This window comes from Pectobacterium carotovorum (assembly GCF_033898505.1).
GTDB lineage: Bacteria > Pseudomonadota > Gammaproteobacteria > Enterobacterales > Enterobacteriaceae > Pectobacterium > Pectobacterium carotovorum_J.
Genome location: NZ_JAXAFK010000001.1, coordinates 1,247,077 through 1,266,090, shown reverse-complemented (window position 1 = coordinate 1,266,090; position 19,014 = coordinate 1,247,077). Strand labels below are relative to the sequence as shown.

Here is a 19,014-nt window from a genome sequence, read left to right as displayed (position 1 = left end):
AGAAAAGCTAGCACACATGCAGCTTGAAGTATGACGGGTATATGCCGGGGTTTAGACGACCTTGGCGTATTCAAATGCTGACGTGCCTTCACCTAATGTGGTTTCCCACTCAGCGCTATGTTGAATAGCGGCAGGCATTAACCTGTCGTGCATGATTTTTATGGCATCGCCCAGCCCCATAGTTTTCCCGCTTAATGACAGCTGTTCCTGCGCCAGCAGACAGAGACAGGCTTTATCCCCTGCTTCCGCTACCAGAAAACAGGCTGTTTCATGAGTTTCAGTGAGCTGTACCTGCACAATGTCCCCCGCCTGCGGCGAATGGGTCACGGCATCCGGCTGTTGGATGAAATGCCAGCTTTTCGGCATTAACGGTTTGAGGAATCGGGTCGCCACCAGCGCGTTCAAGACTAATTCGCCCTGAAGGTCGCGGTGCAGCGCCGCTTTCTGGCATTTATCATTATAGGTAAAAAATAACGCGGCGTCGTCAACGCAGAATGCGCATTCATTGAAAGCATCCGGAGTTAGCATTTTAGAGGGGAAACGAGAACGGAATAACATGCCGTTAGCCAGATCCAACATCAGGCGATCGTGTTCAGTATCAAAATACCAGCGCCAGTTATCGTCAGGTTTTAACTTCATATTATTTACCCTTCGTCTTCACAGTAGAAATATCAGAAATGGCTGATTGTGTTTTCTTACACTTCATTAATCGTTCGTCGACATAAACGTCGCGGTAAGAAGATCAGACATCGGTTGATAGATTATTTACGCAAACGGATAAAATATAGACTAGCTGGGGGGATAAATAAACCCCCAGCTAAAAATGAAAGGACTTTCGGATTAAATATGTGTAACGATATCTTTAATCAGACGAGGGCCATGGAAAATAAAGCCCGAATATATCTGCACCAGCGACGCACCGGCCGCCATTTTTTCGCGTGCGGCGACTAAAGAATCAATTCCGCCAACGCCAATAATCGGTAAACGTCCTGCTAATTCCTGTGACAAACGGCGGATAATTTCCGTGCTGCTGGTCTGCAACGGACGTCCACTTAATCCCCCCGTCTGCCCACAGTGGTTTAATCCCTGAATTAGTTTTCTGTCGAGCGTTGTATTCGTGGCAATCACACCGTCGATGTTATGACGAACCAAACTATCGGCAATTTGGATCAATTCTTCTTCGGAAAGATCCGGCGCGATCTTCACCGCCACGGGGACATATTTCTGATGTTTCTCTTTTAATTCTGCCTGCTTGTTCTTTATTGCCAGCAAAAGATCGTCCAGCGCTTCACCATATTGCAGGCTACGTAACCCCGGCGTATTGGGTGATGAAATATTGATCGCGATATAGCCTGCATGGGGATAAACCTTATCCATGCAGATCAAATAATCGTCTTTACCTTGCTCAACTGGCGTATCTTTATTCTTGCCGATGTTGATCCCTAATACACCGCCAAAGCGTGTTTTCTTTACATTCTCAACCAGATAATCCACGCCTTTATTATTGAAACCCATCCGGTTGATCAATCCTTCCGCTTCCACTACGCGGAATAATCTCGGCTTATCATTACCGGATTGTGGGCGCGGCGTTACCGTCCCTACTTCAATAAAACCAAATCCCATCGCACCTAACGCATCAATACATTCGCCGTCTTTATCTAATCCCGCCGCCAGACCGAGTGGGTTTTTAAAAGATAATCCCATGCAGGTAATCGGTTTAGTCGGAACGGACTGACGGACGAGAAATTCAAAAGGCGTGTTGGTAATACGGCGTAATTGTTGGAAGGTCAGCTCATGTGCACGCTCTGGATCGAGCTGAAACAGGGCTTTTTTGATAACGGGATAGAACATATTGTCTCCTGAGATCCCTATCGCAAAGGTATCTTGCTTACGCTGAAAGTAAGCAATAGTGGATTACGGTTTAACTCACGGTCGGAGATGGTAGTGCCATCTTTGCGGAAAGTAAAACGTTTGCGGAAGTGATAAACGGCATAAGAGAGAATGCCACACGCGGCAGGATACCGCGTGTGGCTGTGCTAATCCTGCGGCAGGATTAGTCTTGCAGTGCCTTGCTGATCTTCTCAAACAGATCGCCAGACAGGTTTTCCAACGTCTTCAGTTGCTCCAGCGCCTGACGCATTTGCGTCTGACGTTTAGCATCATAGCGTTTCAGACGGATCAACGGTTCGATCACACGAGCCGCAACCTGCGGATTACGCGTGTTCAAGTCACTTAGAATCTCCGTCAGGAAGCGATAGCCGCTACCGTCTTCGGCATGGAAAGCCGACGGATTAGCGGCCGCAAACGCCCCCACCAGCGAACGCAGGCGGTTAGGGTTGTTCAGGCTGAATGAACGGTGTTGCAGCAGTTCACGCACGCGGGTCAGCACATCGGCTGCCGGGCTGGTGGCTTGCAGCACAAACCATTTATCCATGACCAAACCATCCTGATGCCAGCGGTTATCAAACTGCGTCAGCAATTCATCACTCACCGGCAACTGTGCCTCAACCGCCGCCGACAGCGCCGCCAGCGAATCAGTCATGTTATCCGCCTGACGAAACTGCGCCTGTACCAGTTTACCTGCCAGCGCGTCATCGCTGAATGCCAGATAATGCAGGCAGACGTTGCGCAGCGCGCGTTTACCCATATCCGCGTGCTCGATGCGATACTGTGGCGCCTGATTCGCGTGGTATACCGCTAGCCACTCATCCGCCATCTCTTTCGCCATCGTATGCGTCATGCTTTCGCGTACGGCAGCGATCGCCGTCGGATCGATGATGTCAAACAGCTCGGCAATCTCATTTTCGCTCGGCAACGTCAGAATCTGCGAAGCCAGCATCGGATCCAGTTTGTCATCCAGCAACACACCACGGAAGGCATCGACGACATGCATCGGCACGGAAAGCGGCTGCTTCTGCTGGTAGCGGGAAACATTCAGACGGATGTAGTTGGCCAACAGGCTCTGTGCTGCATCCCAACGTGAAAACGCATTGCTGGCGTGACGCATCAGGAACGTCAGCTGTTCATCGCTCCAGGCATAGTTCAGTTTTACCGGCGCAGAAAACTCACGTAATAAAGAAGGAATCGGACGGCAAGGAACCTGATCGAAAATGAACGTCTGTTCGGATTCGGTGACATTAAGCACCGACGCCAGCAGTTGGCCGTCTTTCTGTAACGGAATCACCTGCCCTTGCGGATCGTACAGTTCGATATCCAGCGGAATGTGCAGCGGCAGTTTGGCTTGTTTATCGGCACCAACGGGCGTCATTTGGCTCACGCTCAGCAGATATTGTTGCGTCTGCGGATCGTAATCATCACGCACGGTCAGCACCGGCGTACCTGACTGGCTGTACCAACGGCGGAACTGCGTGAGATCGACACCGGAGGCGTCTTCCATTGCCTGCACAAAGTCATCACAGGTTGCTGCGCTGCCGTCATGACGCTCAAAATACAGACGAATACCTGCCTGGAAGCCGTCTTCACCTAATAAGGTGTGCATCATGCGGATCACTTCCGATCCCTTTTCATAGACCGTCAGCGTGTAGAAGTTATTCATCTCGATCACCTGATCGGGACGAATCGGATGCGACATCGGGCTGGCATCTTCAGCAAACTGCGCACCGCGCATCACACGCACGTTATCAATACGGTTCACCGGGCGCGAACCCAGATCGGAGCTGAACTCCTGATCGCGGAACACCGTCAGCCCTTCTTTCAGGCTAAGCTGGAACCAGTCGCGGCAGGTAACGCGGTTGCCCGTCCAGTTATGGAAATATTCATGGCCGATCACCGCTTCAATGTTCAGATAATCTTTATCCGTCGCGGTTTCTGCCTTGGCCAGCACGTATTTAGAGTTGAATACGTTCAGCCCTTTGTTCTCCATCGCCCCCATGTTGAAGAAATCAACGGCGACGATCATATAAATGTCGAGATCGTATTCCAGACCGAAACGCTCTTCGTCCCACTTCATCGCATTCTTCAGCGAGGTCATCGCCCAGCCGGCGCGATCGAGATTGCCACGGTCAACATACAGCTCCAGCGCCACATCGCGGCCAGAACGTGTCGTGAAGCGATCCTGAAGGACATCGAAATCTCCGGCAACCAGCGCGAACAGGTAAGCCGGTTTCGGGAAGGGATCCTGCCATTCAATCCAGTGACGCCCACCTTCCAGCTCCCCTTGAGCCATACGGTTGCCGTTAGAGAGTAAATAAGGATAGCGTGCTTTATCCGCCGTGATGCGCGTGGTGAACTTTGCGAGTACATCCGGCCGATCGAGATAATAAGTAATGTGACGGAAACCTTCGGCCTCGCACTGTGTACACAGTGCTTCACCTGATTGATATAGCCCTTCTAGCGCGCTATTGGCGGCGGGATTGATTTCCGTTTCGATGCTGAGCGTGAAACGTGCAGGTAATTGTGTCAGAATCAGGCCATCGTCCTGCTGCTGATAATGCGTCCACGGCTGCCCATCAACGCTCAGCCCGATCAGAACCAGCCCTTCGCCATCCAGCTTCAACGGCGCGCCAGCATCCCCCTGCAACACCACCTGACTCACGGCTTTTACGCGCGTTTTCTCGGCATGGAGATCGAAATCCAGTGCAATGTCGGTAATGGTATAATCCGGCGCACGGTAGTCATGGCGATATTTTATTTGCGGCTGTTGATTCATATAAAGTTTCCACCTCGTCATAAGCATCAAAGATCAAGTCTAAGCCTGTTATCTTAATGTTACCACGACAAAATAATGAGGATAATCATCGTATCGTGGTTCGCTCCCGCACGTCTCGCTATGTTGTCGTAATGTAATAAACGGATAATCAAGGTATACTGACCGGACATTGCTGATTGTCCCGATGGTGGATATGCATCTTACGAGGATGCTGTAACGCATTATGACTTTGCACACTTCCCCGATTCTACACGCATTGCTGGATACCGATGCCTACAAGCTGCACATGCAACAGGCGGTGTATCATCACTATTATGATGTTGACGTTGCGGCTGAATTTCGCTGCCGCGGTGATGAGTTATTAGGCATTTACGCCGACGAAATAGCCCATCAGGTCGATCTGATGCGCTTCTTGTCATTGAGTGACGACGAGTTTGCCTATCTTTCTTCTCTGCCATTCTTTAAGCCGGATTATCTACACTGGCTGCGAGGCTTTCGTTTCAATCCGCAGCAGGTTTCGATCAAGAATAATGCTGGCAAGCTGGATATCCGCATCACCGGACCGTGGCGTGAAGTGATTTTGTGGGAAGTTCCCCTGTTGGCTGTGATCAGTGAAGTCGTACATCGGCACCGCTCGCCCGACGTCACAGCCGAGCAGGCTGTCGCCCGACTGTCTGCCTCACTGGAGAGCTTCCACCAGAACAGCGCGGATGTGGATCTCAGTCGCTTCAAGCTGATGGATTTCGGCACGCGTCGGCGTTTCTCTCGTGATGTCCAGCAGACGATTGTGACGGCACTGCAAGCTGATTTCCCTTACCTCATCGGCACCAGTAATTATGATCTGGCACGCCGTTTGGGCATCACACCTGTCGGCACGCAGGCGCACGAGTGGTTTCAGGCGCATCAGCAGATCAGTCCGACGCTGGCAAACAGCCAGCGTGCCGCGCTGCAAATGTGGCTGCATGAATATCCCTCGCATTTAGGCATCGCATTGACAGACTGCATCACTATGGATGCCTTCCTGCGCGATTTCGACTTACCGTTCGCCGAAGCCTATCAGGGGCTGCGTCACGATTCCGGCGATCCGGTCGATTGGGGAGAGAAAGCCATCGCACATTATCAGCGCCTGAATATCGATCCGATGAGCAAAACGCTGGTCTTCTCCGATAATCTGAATCTGGATAAAGCGCTGACGCTGTATCGCCATTTCGGGCAACGCGTGAATCTGGTGTTTGGTATCGGCACGCGCCTGACGTGTGATATCCCCGGCGTGAAGCCGCTGAATATCGTCATCAAACTGGTGGAATGCAACGGCAAGCCGGTGGCAAAGCTCTCCGATAGTCCGGGTAAAACCATCTGCCAAGATCAGAACTTCGTGTGTGAGTTACGCAAAGCGTTTGACTTACCCCGCGTGAAAAAGGCCAGTTGAAACGTCCCTCTTATCCTCTAATACCCTAAATAATTCGAGTTTCAGGCAGGCGGCAAGAGAAGGAATCCCGATGAGCTTACTCCAGTAAGTGATTCGGGTGACTGACAAATCTGCCAGAGGCAGATTTGAACGCTGCTTGCAGCGGCCCCAACGGGGCGAGGTACACGTTAGTGTGCCGAGTAGCGTAGCCAACGCACATGCAACTTGAAGGATGACGGGTATTGACCAACTTTGCAGCAGATTCACTGTGATGAGCGAAAACTTCGCGCCATTCCAGTGATTTCTGCTTGTGTCCTGTTGCATCACAAGTAACATAGCAAATGGCTCGGATTGGGCCATTTGGCGTTTTAACCACGATATATTTCTTAAACACGATTAATTAAAGAGAGAATTTTATGAGCGTAGTGCCTGTAGTCGATGTACTGCAAGGCCGTGTCGCCGTTGACAGCGAAGTCACCGTGCGCGGCTGGGTACGTACCCGGAGAGATTCTAAAGCCGGTATCTCCTTTATCGCCGTTTATGACGGCTCCTGCTTTAATCCGTTACAGGCTGTCGTTAATAATAATCTCTCCAATTATCAGGATGATGTACTGCGACTGACCACCGGTTGCTCCGTAGAAATCACCGGTAACGTCGTCGCCTCTCCGGGCGAAGGCCAGAGCTTCGAGCTGCAAGCCACCAACGTCAACGTCGTCGGCTGGGTTGACGATCCCGATACCTATCCGATGGCGGCAAAGCGTCACAGTATCGAATACTTGCGTGAAGTGGCGCATTTGCGTCCGCGCACGAATCTGATCGGTGCCGTTGCGCGCGTTCGTCATACGCTGGCGCAGGCGATTCACCGCTTCTTCCACGAGAACGGCTACTTCTGGGTATCTACCCCGCTGATTACCGCATCTGATACCGAAGGCGCGGGCGAAATGTTCCGTGTTTCCACCCTCGATCTGGAAAACCTGCCGCGTACCGAACAGGGTAAAGTGGATTTCAGTGAAGATTTCTTCGGCAAAGAAGCATTCCTGACCGTATCTGGCCAGTTGAATGGCGAAACTTACGCTTGTGCGCTGTCCAACGTGTATACCTTTGGCCCAACGTTCCGCGCGGAAAACTCCAACACCAGCCGCCACCTGGCCGAGTTTTGGATGATCGAACCGGAAGTTGCTTTCGCCACGCTGGATGATGTCGCAGGTCTGGCTGAAAACCTGCTGAAATATGTTTTCCAGGCCGTGCTGAACGAGCGTGCCGATGATATGGCGTTCTTTGCCGAGCGTGTTGATAAAGAGGCCATAACCCGTCTGGAAAAATTCGTCAGCTCCGATTTCGCTCAGGTGGATTACACCGACGCCGTCGAAATCCTGCTGAACTGCGGAAAACAGTTCGAGAACCCGGTTTACTGGGGCGTTGACCTCTCCTCCGAACATGAACGTTATCTGGCAGAGCAGCACTTCAAAGCACCGGTTGTCGTTAAGAACTACCCGAAAGACATCAAAGCTTTCTATATGCGTATGAACGACGACGGTAAAACCGTTGCCGCGATGGATGTTCTGGCACCGGGAATCGGTGAAATCATCGGCGGCTCTCAGCGTGAAGAGCGTCTGGCAGAGTTAGATAGCCGTCTGGAAGAGATGGGACTGAATAAAGAAGACTACTGGTGGTATCGTGATTTACGTCGTTACGGCACCATTCCACATTCCGGTTTCGGTTTAGGTTTTGAACGACTGATTGCCTATGTTACCGGTGTACAAAATGTGCGCGATGTGATTCCTTTCCCACGCACACCAAGGAACGCCAGTTTCTAAATAAAAATTTAATATAAGTAAAACAAATATGTAGAAAAGAAGAGTCGGGTTTCCCGGCTCTTTTTTTTTAATTTTTGTTATGTCTCACAAAGTTCCCTGAAATTTACATTTAGACACACATTATTTCCATTTGTTACTCGATTACGAAGTTTGTAGCATCTTTAGGGTGGATTAACTCGCGAGCGAATGGAAAACTGCGTTCAGACACAGGAAGACACCAAACTTTCAGGAATAGTTCCGTAAAGAATTATTTATGGCAGTGGCAGGTGTCTAAATAACACCAATGAGGGTAATAATGATGAAACGCAACATTCTTGCAGTAGTAATCCCAGCTCTGTTAGTCGCGGGCACAGCCAACGCAGCAGAAGTTTATAACAAAGACGGCAACAAGCTGGATCTGACTGGTAAAGTTACCGCTAAACACTATTTCTCTGATGACAGCAAAAACGATGGCGACAAAACTTACGCTCGTTTAGGCTTCAAAGGTGAAACTCAGATCAGCAGCGAACTGACTGGTTACGGTCGTTTTGAATATGAATTCAGCGCACGTAACGCTGAAGCAGACGGCGGCAAAAGTGACAAAACTCGTTATGCCTTTGCTGGTCTGAAATTCGCTGACTACGGTTCTTTCGACTATGGTCGTAACCTGGGTATTGCATACGACGCACTGGCTTGGACTGACGTCCTGCCTGAGTGGGGGGGCGATCAGTCTAACTCTGATAACTTCCTGACTGGCCGTTCTACCGGTGTTGCTACCTACCGTAATAAAAACTTCTTCGGTCTGGTTGATGGCTGGAACTTCGCTGTTCAATACCAAGGTAAAAACAGCAAAGACACCCTTAACAACCGTAGTAATGCCAATGGTTCTGATATCGATACTCAGAACGGCGACGGCTGGGGTATTTCTTCTTCCTACGAATCTGACATTGGCTTAGGCATTGTTGGTTCTTACGCTGCAGTTAACCGTACTGATGAACAGAATGCACTGGCATCTGGTCGCGGTAAAAAAGCTGAAGCTTGGGCTACTGGCCTGAAATATGACGCTAACAACGTATACTTGGCTGCTACATATGGTGAATACCGCAATGTTAGCTACATCGGTAAAACTGTAAACGGCGTTACTACTGACTTTGCAGACAAAACCAAAATCTTTGAAGCTGTTGCTCAATACAACTTTGATTTCGGTCTGACTCCATCTCTGGCTTACGTTTCTGGCAAAGCTAAAGATGATGCAAACAACAAAAACGCTTACATCACCAAATATGTAAGCCTGGGTGCAACCTATGCATTCAACAAAAACATGTCTGTTTACACCGAATATGACATCAATCTGATCAAGTCTGACAATGCCTACGGCCTGAACGACGACGATAAAGTTGCTGTTGGCCTGACTTACCAGTTCTAAGTCATCGCAGCATAACGTAACGAGTTAATCGTTCGTATTGCATGAAAAGACAGGGCTTCGGCTCTGTCTTTTTTATTGCGTGCCAGATAGTCCTCTTTCCGGACCGTCACCCGCGACGTTGAAAAATACTCCACGCGTTTTTTTGTTTCAGCTTTACGCCACGCTGCGCCAATTATTCTCACCTAACCAGTCTTTTATTTCGTCTCTCTCCTTCTCCCTGTTATTTCCCTTTCTTTTTGACATCAACGGTTGGCAAAGCCTTTTACTGACGGTACTCTGAGAATTCTTATTTCATCTCAGTTATGGAACATTCTGGCAATGTTTGAAAATATCTCTGCCGCACCGGCCGATCCTATTCTCGGGCTGACCGATCTTTTCCGCGCCGATGACCGCGCGAATAAAATCAATCTGGGTATTGGTGTCTATAAAGATGAAACCGGCAAAACCCCGGTTCTGACCAGCGTAAAAAAAGCAGAACAGTATCTGCTGGAAAATGAAACCACCAAGAACTATCTGGGCATTGACGGTCTGCCAGCATTCGGTCAGTGCACGCAGGAGCTATTGTTTGGCAAGCAGAACGCCATTATTGCTAGCAAACGTGCTCGTACAGCACAAACCCCAGGCGGAACCGGGGCGTTGCGCGTAGCAGCGGATTTCATTGCCAATCAGACGTCCGCAAAACGCATTTGGATCAGCAACCCAACCTGGCCAAATCACAACAACGTCTTCTCTGCTGTCGGTTTGGAAGTGTGCCAGTATGACTACTACGATGCAGCGAACCACGCATTGGATTTTGATGGCTTGCTGAATAGCCTGAACGCTGCCCAAGCGGGTGACGTGGTGCTGTTCCACGGCTGTTGCCATAACCCAACCGGTATCGATCCTACTGCTGAACAGTGGGCTAAGCTGGCCGAACTGTCGGTAGCGAAAGGCTGGCTGCCGCTGTTTGACTTCGCCTATCAGGGCTTTGCCCGCGGTCTGGAAGAAGATGCGGAAGGTCTACGTATTTTCGCCGCGAAGCACGATGAACTGATCGTATGCAGCTCGTACTCTAAAAACTTCGGTTTGTACAATGAGCGCGTCGGTGCCTGCACACTGGTTGCTGCCGATGCCGCAACGGCAGACAAAGCATTCAGTCAGGTGAAAGCCGCTATTCGCGCAAACTACTCTAACCCACCGTCACACGGTGCGACCGTTGTGGCTACCATTCTGGGCAACGAGGCGCTGAAAGCCATTTGGGAGCAGGAATTGACGGCAATGCGCGAACGCATCCAGCGTATGCGTCAGCTGTTCGTGAATACCTTGCAGGAAAAAGGCGCGCAGCAGGATTTTTCCTTCATCATCGACCAGAATGGGATGTTCTCATTCAGCGGCTTGACCAAAGAGCAGGTTCTGCGTCTACGTGACGAATTCGGCGTTTACGCGGTGAATTCTGGGCGTGTCAACGTTGCAGGAATGACGCCGGAAAACATGGCACCGCTTTGCGAAGCGATTGTTGCCGTACTCTGATCGTTTAGCGATCAAAAAAGCCGACACTGGTGTCGGCTTTTTCATTTCTGCCCTTACTGATAAAAAGTACAGAAACTACCAAATCGCGGCATCTTCACGCAGGAAAGGATTCGTTTTGCGCTCATGTCCTAACGTTGACATCGGGCCGTGCCCCGGAATAAATGTCACATCGTCCCCTAGCGGCAGCAGCTTATTCTTGATGGACGCCATCAACGCCTGATGATCTCCCTGTGGAAAATCAGTGCGCCCTACACCACCGTTGAAAATAACGTCGCCCACCTGAGCCAGACGCGATTCCGCATCAAAGAAAACAATGTGGCCCGGTGTATGGCCAGGACAGTGGAAAACCGCCAGTGTCGTCTCGCCCACACTGACCTCATCACCTTCCTGCAACCAGCGTGATGGCGTCAGCGGCGCACACTCTTCCAGACCAAACATCCGGCTTTGTGCCGGTAACCCTTCCAGCCAGAAGGCATCTTCAATCTGCGGGCCAATAATCGCTACCTGATAGTGCTCGGCCAATTCCGCTGCCGCACCTACATGATCCAGATGTCCGTGCGTTAACAAAATCTGCTTAACCGAAATCCCTGCGTCTGCAACGGCGCGTTTAATTTTCTCTGCATCGCCACCGGGATCGACAATCGCTGCTTCATTTGTTTTTTCACACCATAACAACGTGCAGTTCTGGCTAAATGCCGTCACTGGGACAATTTGATATTTCATATCACTCCATGTTGAATAAACTGATCGGCTCGCGCTGTAAGCGAGCCGTATCAGAAAAAAATTTAGTGCTGCGGTAGCGAATTACCAGGTACGAACCGGGCCGGTATCGATGTGAACGAAATCGCTGCGTGGGTAGTAACCAACGCCGCCGGCACGCATCTTCATCGCCGCTTTACGAATGTTGGCCAGTTGAACGCCTTCAATATGGAAATCCATCGCCTGCCCCTTCGTGTGGTAGCTCTGCTTTGCCACACCTCTGCTATGCGCACGCAATTCATTATTCGTATCTATCGCGCGATAACCAGAAATCAGCTGTACGGGCTTATTGGTGCCCAGCATAACCTGTAAACGATAAAGCTGATCGAAAAGTTGGGGGTCAATCGTTTTGACTTTATTGGCGCGATAATCGCGGAAAAAGTGATTCAGGCGGGAGAGTTCTGATTTGTTATACCGTTTACCATCAAAAAATTCCGTTTTTAGCCGTTCTCCGGTATTCAGATTGTCCAGCGTCAAAATTCGTGGTCGGGGCGTAGATAACGTTGCAAATGCCTGACCGGGAAGCAGTGCGATACCAAACGCGGCACCACCCAGTGCAAGCCACTTACGGCGATGATTGTCAATGTGATCCATAGAACAGGTACCCTGGCTAAAAAACGGTAATAAGTATAAAAGGGGGGGCGCAAAACGCACCGCCTTGAACCTTAACTGCCAGAGAAAAGTGAGTCAACCCGCTTTGCTTACGGGTTTGCGGGAGATCGCATCGATCCCCCGCAAAACGATAAAATACCAATACAACTAATGTCCGTATTTTCAATACTTACTGAAGCAGCAGCCCTGCTCTGGAGAGCACTTTCGTCCCCGCTCGGGCGGTATCATCATAATTGTAAATATCTGTGCGGAACTGCGGCCTGCCATCTTCTGCTACCCAGGCCGTCAGATAATAGAGATTGACCGGGATCCGGTGTTTCATTGAAACAAAGGTGGTATTCCCCTGATCCAGCGTGGAAGAAATACGACTATTATTCCATCCCGCATCCTGCAATAGCATGCTAGCCAATTCCGATGCCTTATTAACTCGCACACAGCCGGAGCTCAGCGCTCGAATATCACGCTGGAACAGATTGTGATTAGGCGTGTCGTGCAGATAAATGGCTTCCGAATTTGGCATATTGAATTTATAGCGTCCCAGCGAGTTATTCGCACCAGGCGCCTGACGCAGGCGATAAGGGAAGCGCTCAGCTGAGACCACCTGCCAATCAATCATTGAGGGATCGATCGCTTCTGCATCCTGGCTCCAGCCGGACAACACCGTATAGCCATGACGCTGTAGATAACCGGGATCGCGCACCACTTTAGGAATGATGTCCTGCCGGGTTAGCGTCGTCGGGACATTCCACGGCGGATTGACCACCACGTTATACAACGAGCTACTCATCAACGGCGTCTTACGCTTAGGCTGCCCAACAATGACGCGCGACGATAAACGCTCAGCACCATCCTGATAATAGATCAGCGAATAATTGGGGATATTCACCATAATACCGGTGTGCACATTATCCGGCAGTAGGCGCAGACGCTGAATATTCAGCGCAAGCAGCGTCGCACGCATTTGCGGGGACACATTGAGCCAATCGCGAGTACGCTTACCAATGACGCCGTCGTCCTCCAGCCCTTGCCAATGCTGGAAGCGTTTAACCGCTTCAACCAGTTCACCCGTATAACGATCGCCAACCTCAGCACCGCTCTCGACCAGAGGAGACTGGCCTGTCGGTATCGTCGTCGCGGCGGTATTTTCGTTAAACAGCGTAATGCTCTCCGTTGACGACAGCATGCCGGTACGCTGCAGAATTTCACGCAGTACCGCCAGCTCCCGGCTCTGCTGTTCTGGACGCAGAGATTCCGTCAGATTCAGACTCGGCCACGGACGGTTGTCCGTCAGCATCGTCTTCAGCGCCTCATGCATTTTGGCGTACTGCGAGTGCTGCGGTGCCAGAGAAACCACATAGGCTGCGCTAGTGCCCGATTTCACGGCCTGTTGCCATTGAGAAACAATATTCAGCGCTGGCGATTGCAAACGATAAGGCACGCTGCTGTACAGCCAGTCATTGCCGCTACGCTCCACCCCAGAAACGAACTGCAAATAACCCAGCATCGCATCAGATAACACGACATCACGCGCAAACCCGGTCAATTGCGGATCGGTCAGCCAGGTCACCCACGTAGTGAACTGCGGTTGTACACCAGCGATCGCCACTTCGGCAAGTTGCTGCTGAAACTGTTGCACCGCGCGGTTATCCGCCCACATAGGTTGCATCTGATGTTGGGCATAAAGCGATGATAAATCAGAGAGATAATGTACCGTCATACCGTGCGGCAGCGCAGCCAGAAGCCCTGCCCGGCTATTTTCTACAGACACCGCGCCCGAGCTTTGTGCTAAGCCGGATACCACCGTCGGAGATGCTGCCAGCACCGAAAACGAAGGAGACAGGCTTCCGACCCAAATACAACCCACGCGCAACAGCAGCCTGACCATTTTTCGTTTATGTAACAACAACATCCATTTATCCCCTGTACTTATTAATCACTATGCTTTTACGACAATCCACGTTGAACATGGAAATAACAAACCGAGTTCGCTCGCATACGGTCACACTGGCTTTCGTTTTCCATTGTAGAAAACGATAAAGAATGAAATATGATCGTTTTTTATATAGCGTCCGTTATTTACGGCCACCACTGTACAATATACAACCGCGAATCCTTTTACGGCCTGCAAACGTTTTACCGTCAGTATATAAAGAGAAAAATATTTTTGCTTCTTCTTCTGGTTATTATCTTGCGAGTTTGATGAACCTATTCGCCGTCCGCATTTTCTTTATGTAGTTTTTTATGAAAAAAATAAAGCCGCTTAAAAAAGCGACTTTATCATTATAGAGGAAAAGTGCTGCAAGGTTTGCAACGATAAAATTTATTGTGCCCTACTACGAAGCTTGCTCCTGCGTCTCAGGCGCTTCCGCTCCGAAACCACGCAGCCCGACCACATGGACGTGCTCGTTGTTCTGGTAGACTTTACGCACCAGCTTATAGGTGGTTCCTTTCTCGGGGCTGATATTTTCCGGTGCCGCGATGACCAACTGCATCTCCAGACGATCGCAAAGCTCGAACAGCGTGGCGATCGATTTGGCATCCAGACGCGCCGCCTCATCGAGGAAGAGCAGACGGCATGGAATAATATCTTTGCCGCGCAGGCGTTTAGACTCTTCTTCCCAGCTCTGCACCACCATGACCAGAATCGACATCCCGGTACCAATCGCTTCCCCGGTCGACAGCGCCCCACTTTCCGCCCGCAGCCAGCCATCCGCACCACGGTTAACCTCAACTTCCATTTCAAGGTAGTTTCGGTAGTCCAGCAGCTCTTCGCCGATCGTTTGCGGCGTGCGCTGTCCCATATCAATCTCAGGATTCAGACGCTGATACAGTTTTGCCAGCGCTTCCGAAAAGGTCAGACGGTTGCTGTTAAACAGATCCTGATGCATTTCCTGCTGTTCGGATAACACATTAAGCAGCGTGGTATGCGTTTCCCGCACGTTGACGTTGAGACGAACACTCTTCACCTGACCAAACGCCACCGCTTGCAGCCCCTGGTTCAACATCCGAATGCGGTTCTGCTCACGCTGGATCGTTTTACGAATGATGTTTGCCACGCTGCGTGAGCTGATTGCCAGCATCTGTTCACGCGCCGTCAGCTCTTCAGTCAGACGGTTAAGCTCGATTTCCATCTGCTCAATCGCTTCCACCGGGTCATCGGTGCGGATAATATCCTGACGAATACGCTCACGCAGATGCTGGTAAACAGCAATGTAGAACTGGATCTTACGCTCTGGCCGCTTCGGATCTTCCGAAAGCCGCAGCACATCGCGCAGATGCTCGTTGTCCGCCACCGCCAGACGCAGCGCACCCAGCGCTTTATCCGACATAGAGCGCAGTTCATCGCCTTCCATGTACGCCAGCTCGCGACGGTGCAGACGGCGTTCAACGCCGTTATCTTTCACCAAACGCATAACCGCACACCAGCCCGCTTTCGCGGTGACAACCTGCTCGCGCATCTGGTGATAATCGCGCTCCAGCTTGCGCAATTTCTTCTGCAAACCGTCCATTTCGGCTTCACAGAACGTAATCTGTTTTTCCAGCTGATTACGCCGCGAACGGTTGGTGCTTAATGCCGCATGCAGCTCATCACGGCGCTGGCGAGCACGTTCTTCGGCGTCGGTATCCGCACGTACGCCGATATCCTGAAGTTCTTGCGTCAGCTCCTTCAGCATATCCTGTTTGGCATCGTAAGAACTTTTCAGCGATGCCTGAACCTGACTGTACTGCGTCAGCTGTGCCTGATGCTGGCGAAGCTGCTCGCGCGCTTTTGTCCGCTCCGCCTCAGCCAGTTCCAGACGATGGCGCAGTTTGTCGTTCAAACCGGCATTTTCACCCAGCATGCCGGCCGAATCGGCATAGCTGAAGTGCGCACGACGCTGTACAACTTCGGTCAGCGCAAACGCCTGCTGTTTTGCCTGCCGCTGTGCGTTCTGCGCCTGAGTATAATCTTCCTGCAACTGCTCATGCTGCTGCGGGTCGCTTTGCAAGACAGAAACCAGCGGTTCCAGCTTAGCCAGCGTCGCACCGTGCTGTTGAATGAAGCGGGCAGACTCTTCGGTCTCATCCAGCTCCGCACGAATCTCCTCCACGCGATCTTGCAACGTCTCGTCACAAAGCAGGCTAATCCGCGGAATCAGTTTATTCAGCTGTACGCTGGCTTCTTTCGCCTGCTCGTACTGCTGACGCTGCTGCTGGTTTTCGCCATCAAAGCTGGCCATCGCACGATCCAGCTCGCCGCGACGGGAACTGAGCGTACGAATTTCCGCTTCAGGATCTTCATCAAAAACGACCGCCAGATGCGTACCAATGAAACGGCTGAAAGACTGGTGCAGGCGCTGCGTTTTCTGCACGTCAAACGACAACGTCGCATACTGTTCGGCCAGCGCTTCGCGCTCATCGCGCAGGCTTTCCAAACGCATTTCTCGCGCGGCGCGACCAAACAGCGGCACTTCCGGGAAGCGCGAATAACGCCACTGGCGCTCCGCGACTTTCACCACCACCGCGCGTTCCAGTTCTTCAACGGCAAACACGCTGTCATCAAACGACTGCGGGTCGCCCTCGATCAGATACAGGTCTTCCGGGCAGTCTTCCAGACCCGCAAGCTGATCGCGCACCAACGAGAGATCGGACACGACAATGGCATGGCGAGAGGGACCATAAAGCGCCGAGAAGTACGGCGCATCATCCAACGTCACGTCATCATAAATTTCAGACAGCAAGACGCCGCCAAAGCGTTCCGCCAACGCATTCAGGCGCGGATCTTCTGAACCACCGGGCTGACTCAGCCGCTCAATCTGCGCTTCGATCTGCCGCTTGCGGGCGGCAATATCGTCACGCTCAACCGTGGTTTCACGCTCGCGTTCAAGCAACTGCTGCATGAACTCCGTCACCTGGCGGCTATCTTCAAACGTTTCGCCGCTCTGTTCACTCAACTGCGTCAGCATTTCCTGCGCAGCTAGCCAGACTGGCGCACGCGCCGTCAGTTTCTGAATGCGCTGCTGGATTTGCTCCAGTTCCTGACGCAGCGCCATACGGCGCTCACCCGCCTCCGCCACCAGTGATGACAGGCTTTCAATGCGGGCATCAAGCTCTTGCTGGAGCGATTCCAGCTCTTCTGGTTGATAATCCTGACCATTACGCTTGCTGAAATCCTGCAATAGCCGCTCGGCATCCTGCTGCTCACGCAGGCGCTGTTCAAGCTCGGACAGGCGCATCCGTAACGGCTGTACCCGCTCCGCCTGATAGCGTTGCGAAGAGCTGTCACGCAGCAAATCGCGGGCAACCTGCCAGGCTTCATCACGATTCACCGCACCGGCAATCTTGCTCACCAGCTGATAGGCTTGCTCAAACTGGCCGTGCGCCGCATCGGCCACGCTCAGTTTCTGCTCCAGCATCAGCAGAATTTCTGTCGCTTCCTGTTCTTTCGCCTGATAGCTGTCCAGCCACTCGTCCGCGTTATCTGCCGTTAAATCCGGCAACTGACACAATGTGCGAGCGCGCTCCAACGCCTGTTGCGCCTGCTGGTACTGAATGGCACGCGTTTGCTGTACGTCCAGCGCCTGTTGATAATCGGCAAGCTGGCTTTTCAGCTCATCCACTTCCAGTTCGGCTGCGTCGGCTCGCTCTTCGTTTTCCGCCTGCTGCTCACGCGCTTCTTCTACCACCTCGTTCTGTTCTTCGAGGCGATAGCTTAGTTCTTCCAGATCGGCGTTATAACGCTCGATTTTTTCCTGCTGGCGCATCGCGGTTTGCACCAGATTCAGGTGGTCGCTGGCTGCCTGATAATCCGTTTCCAGATCGCCTTCCGCACCGCTCTGCTCCGCGAGTTCTCGCGCCATTTCCACATGACGGTACTGTTCGCTCGACAGCTGCTTACGGCTGGAGAACAGATCTCGGCGCAATTCCAGCGCGCCATCCAGATGAATACGACGCTCATTGGCGTGCCGCATGTAGTCGGCGGCAACATAGGACGTCGCTTCAGAAATCAGGTGCTTAAACAGATCGCGATCGGACTGGGTAACGCGAATCGCTTCCAGCGTCATACGGTTCTCACGCAGCGCCGCTTCCATATCCTGGAACGCTTTGCGCACACCGCTGTTTTCCGGCAGCAAATAGTCACGCAGCGAGCGAGTGATGGCGCTGGAAATACCGCCGTACAGCGAGGCTTCGATCAGACGATAGAACTTGCTGCGATCGGAGGCAGAACGCAGGCGACGCGGCACTACGCCTAAATCAAACATCAGCGAGTGATAATCGGTGATGGAGTTAAACTGCTTGAACTGAACGCCTTCCATCTCCTCGACGCGATCTTTCAGCTCCTGCAATGAGAGCACCCGCGCCTGGCGATCGCCGACCACCTGCGTCAGGATTTGCGTCGGCTGTATCGCCGTCGGTAATCCCTGAATGGTGAAAGGTTTGATATCGACTTTACGATCACGCCCTGCAACCTGCTGGAGGCGAACGCCAACCAACACGCGCTGATGGCGCGAGTTAACGACATCCAACGTGGAATAGCAGACACCGGCACGTAATTTACCGTGCAGACCTTTATCGCGAGAACCGCTGGTAGCACCGGCTTCGGTGGTGTTTCTGAAGTGCAGCAGCGTCAGGTCAGGGATCAGCGCCGTAATAAAGGCGGCCATCGTAGTGGATTTCCCTGCGCCGTTACCGCCGGATAGCGTAGTAACCAGTTCATCCAGATCGAAGGTGCGGGCGAAAAAGCCGTTCCAGTTGACCAGCGTTAGTGAGCGAAATTTACCGCGTTCAATCATTCCTGTTCATCCTCAACACTGAGAGCCCATCCCAGTAGGCGTTATTGGTGCAGTCAGTTTGG

Annotated in this window: 11 protein-coding genes; 4 read left to right on the top strand and 7 right to left on the bottom strand. The window is 51.8% G+C overall.

Annotated elements, in window-relative coordinates; translation table 11 throughout:
- Positions 1-51 precede the first annotated feature (51 nt).
- From R9X49_RS05540 to pepN, 3 genes are all read right to left on the bottom strand, one after another.
- The gene (locus tag R9X49_RS05540; RefSeq protein ID WP_319847506.1) at positions 52-639 is read right to left on the bottom strand and encodes a cell division protein ZapC; all 588 of its coding nucleotides are present in this window, start codon (positions 637-639) and stop codon (positions 52-54) included.
- A gap of 201 nt (positions 640-840) precedes the next feature.
- On the bottom strand, positions 841-1,851 hold the full coding sequence (pyrD, locus tag R9X49_RS05535; RefSeq protein WP_319847505.1) for a quinone-dependent dihydroorotate dehydrogenase: 1,011 nt from the start codon (positions 1,849-1,851) through the stop codon (positions 841-843).
- 202 nt (positions 1,852-2,053) lie between these two features.
- Entirely contained in the window at positions 2,054-4,669 is a 2,616-nt protein-coding gene (pepN, locus tag R9X49_RS05530; RefSeq protein ID WP_319847504.1) for an aminopeptidase N, read from the bottom strand.
- Between the two features lie 223 nt (positions 4,670-4,892).
- Here pepN and pncB point away from each other — a divergent pair, with 223 nt between their 5' ends.
- The 4 genes from pncB (at position 4,893) to R9X49_RS05510 (ending at position 10,808) form a co-directional block, all read left to right on the top strand.
- Positions 4,893-6,098 carry a nicotinate phosphoribosyltransferase gene (pncB, locus tag R9X49_RS05525; RefSeq protein WP_319847503.1) on the top strand — a complete coding sequence of 402 codons (1,206 nt, stop codon included), beginning with the start codon at positions 4,893-4,895 and terminating at the stop codon, positions 6,096-6,098.
- Positions 6,099-6,493: 395 nt separating this feature from the next.
- Positions 6,494-7,894 carry an asparagine--tRNA ligase gene (gene asnS, locus R9X49_RS05520; RefSeq protein ID WP_015840033.1) on the top strand — a complete coding sequence of 467 codons (1,401 nt, stop codon included), beginning with the start codon at positions 6,494-6,496 and terminating at the stop codon, positions 7,892-7,894.
- A 295-nt stretch (positions 7,895-8,189) separates the two neighbouring features.
- Positions 8,190-9,299 carry a porin gene (locus R9X49_RS05515; protein WP_319847502.1) on the top strand — a complete coding sequence of 370 codons (1,110 nt, stop codon included), beginning with the start codon at positions 8,190-8,192 and terminating at the stop codon, positions 9,297-9,299.
- Positions 9,300-9,617: 318 nt separating this feature from the next.
- Positions 9,618-10,808, top strand: a complete 1,191-nt coding sequence (locus R9X49_RS05510) for an amino acid aminotransferase (protein WP_319847501.1) — start codon at positions 9,618-9,620, stop codon at positions 10,806-10,808.
- Positions 10,809-10,883: 75 nt separating this feature from the next.
- Here R9X49_RS05510 and R9X49_RS05505 read toward each other — a convergent pair whose 3' ends face one another.
- The 4 genes from R9X49_RS05505 to mukB all read right to left on the bottom strand — a co-directional run bounded on the left by R9X49_RS05505 (position 10,884) and on the right by mukB (position 18,952).
- Positions 10,884-11,531: an MBL fold metallo-hydrolase gene (locus R9X49_RS05505; protein ID WP_319847500.1), complete on the bottom strand. Its 648-nt coding sequence runs from the start codon at positions 11,529-11,531 to the stop codon at positions 10,884-10,886.
- An 81-nt stretch (positions 11,532-11,612) separates the two neighbouring features.
- Entirely contained in the window at positions 11,613-12,161 is a 549-nt protein-coding gene (locus tag R9X49_RS05500) for a YcbK family protein (protein WP_225087870.1), read from the bottom strand.
- Positions 12,162-12,348: 187 nt separating this feature from the next.
- Positions 12,349-14,088: a L,D-transpeptidase gene (ldtD, locus tag R9X49_RS05495; protein WP_319847499.1), complete on the bottom strand. Its 1,740-nt coding sequence runs from the start codon at positions 14,086-14,088 to the stop codon at positions 12,349-12,351.
- A 424-nt stretch (positions 14,089-14,512) separates the two neighbouring features.
- Entirely contained in the window at positions 14,513-18,952 is a 4,440-nt protein-coding gene (gene mukB, locus R9X49_RS05490) for a chromosome partition protein MukB (protein WP_319847498.1), read from the bottom strand.
- Between the last annotated feature and the right edge of the window lie 62 nt (positions 18,953-19,014).

Bases quoted from the DNA above. Each gene is read 5' to 3' on its own strand.
- ldtD (WP_319847499.1), bottom strand. From the start codon at position 14,088: ATGTTGTTGTTACATAAACGAAAAATGGTCAGGCTGCTGTTGCGCGTG.
- R9X49_RS05515 (WP_319847502.1), top strand. From the start codon at position 8,190: ATGATGAAACGCAACATTCTTGCAGTAGTAATCCCAGCTCTGTTAGTC.
- R9X49_RS05505 (WP_319847500.1), bottom strand. From the start codon at position 11,531: ATGAAATATCAAATTGTCCCAGTGACGGCATTTAGCCAGAACTGCACG.
- R9X49_RS05510 (WP_319847501.1), top strand. From the start codon at position 9,618: ATGTTTGAAAATATCTCTGCCGCACCGGCCGATCCTATTCTCGGGCTG.
- R9X49_RS05540 (WP_319847506.1), bottom strand. From the start codon at position 639: ATGAAGTTAAAACCTGACGATAACTGGCGCTGGTATTTTGATACTGAA.
- R9X49_RS05500 (WP_225087870.1), bottom strand. From the start codon at position 12,161: ATGGATCACATTGACAATCATCGCCGTAAGTGGCTTGCACTGGGTGGT.
- asnS (WP_015840033.1), top strand. From the start codon at position 6,494: ATGAGCGTAGTGCCTGTAGTCGATGTACTGCAAGGCCGTGTCGCCGTT.
- pepN (WP_319847504.1), bottom strand. From the start codon at position 4,669: ATGAATCAACAGCCGCAAATAAAATATCGCCATGACTACCGTGCGCCG.
- pyrD (WP_319847505.1), bottom strand. From the start codon at position 1,851: ATGTTCTATCCCGTTATCAAAAAAGCCCTGTTTCAGCTCGATCCAGAG.
- pncB (WP_319847503.1), top strand. From the start codon at position 4,893: ATGACTTTGCACACTTCCCCGATTCTACACGCATTGCTGGATACCGAT.
- mukB (WP_319847498.1), bottom strand. From the start codon at position 18,952: ATGATTGAACGCGGTAAATTTCGCTCACTAACGCTGGTCAACTGGAAC.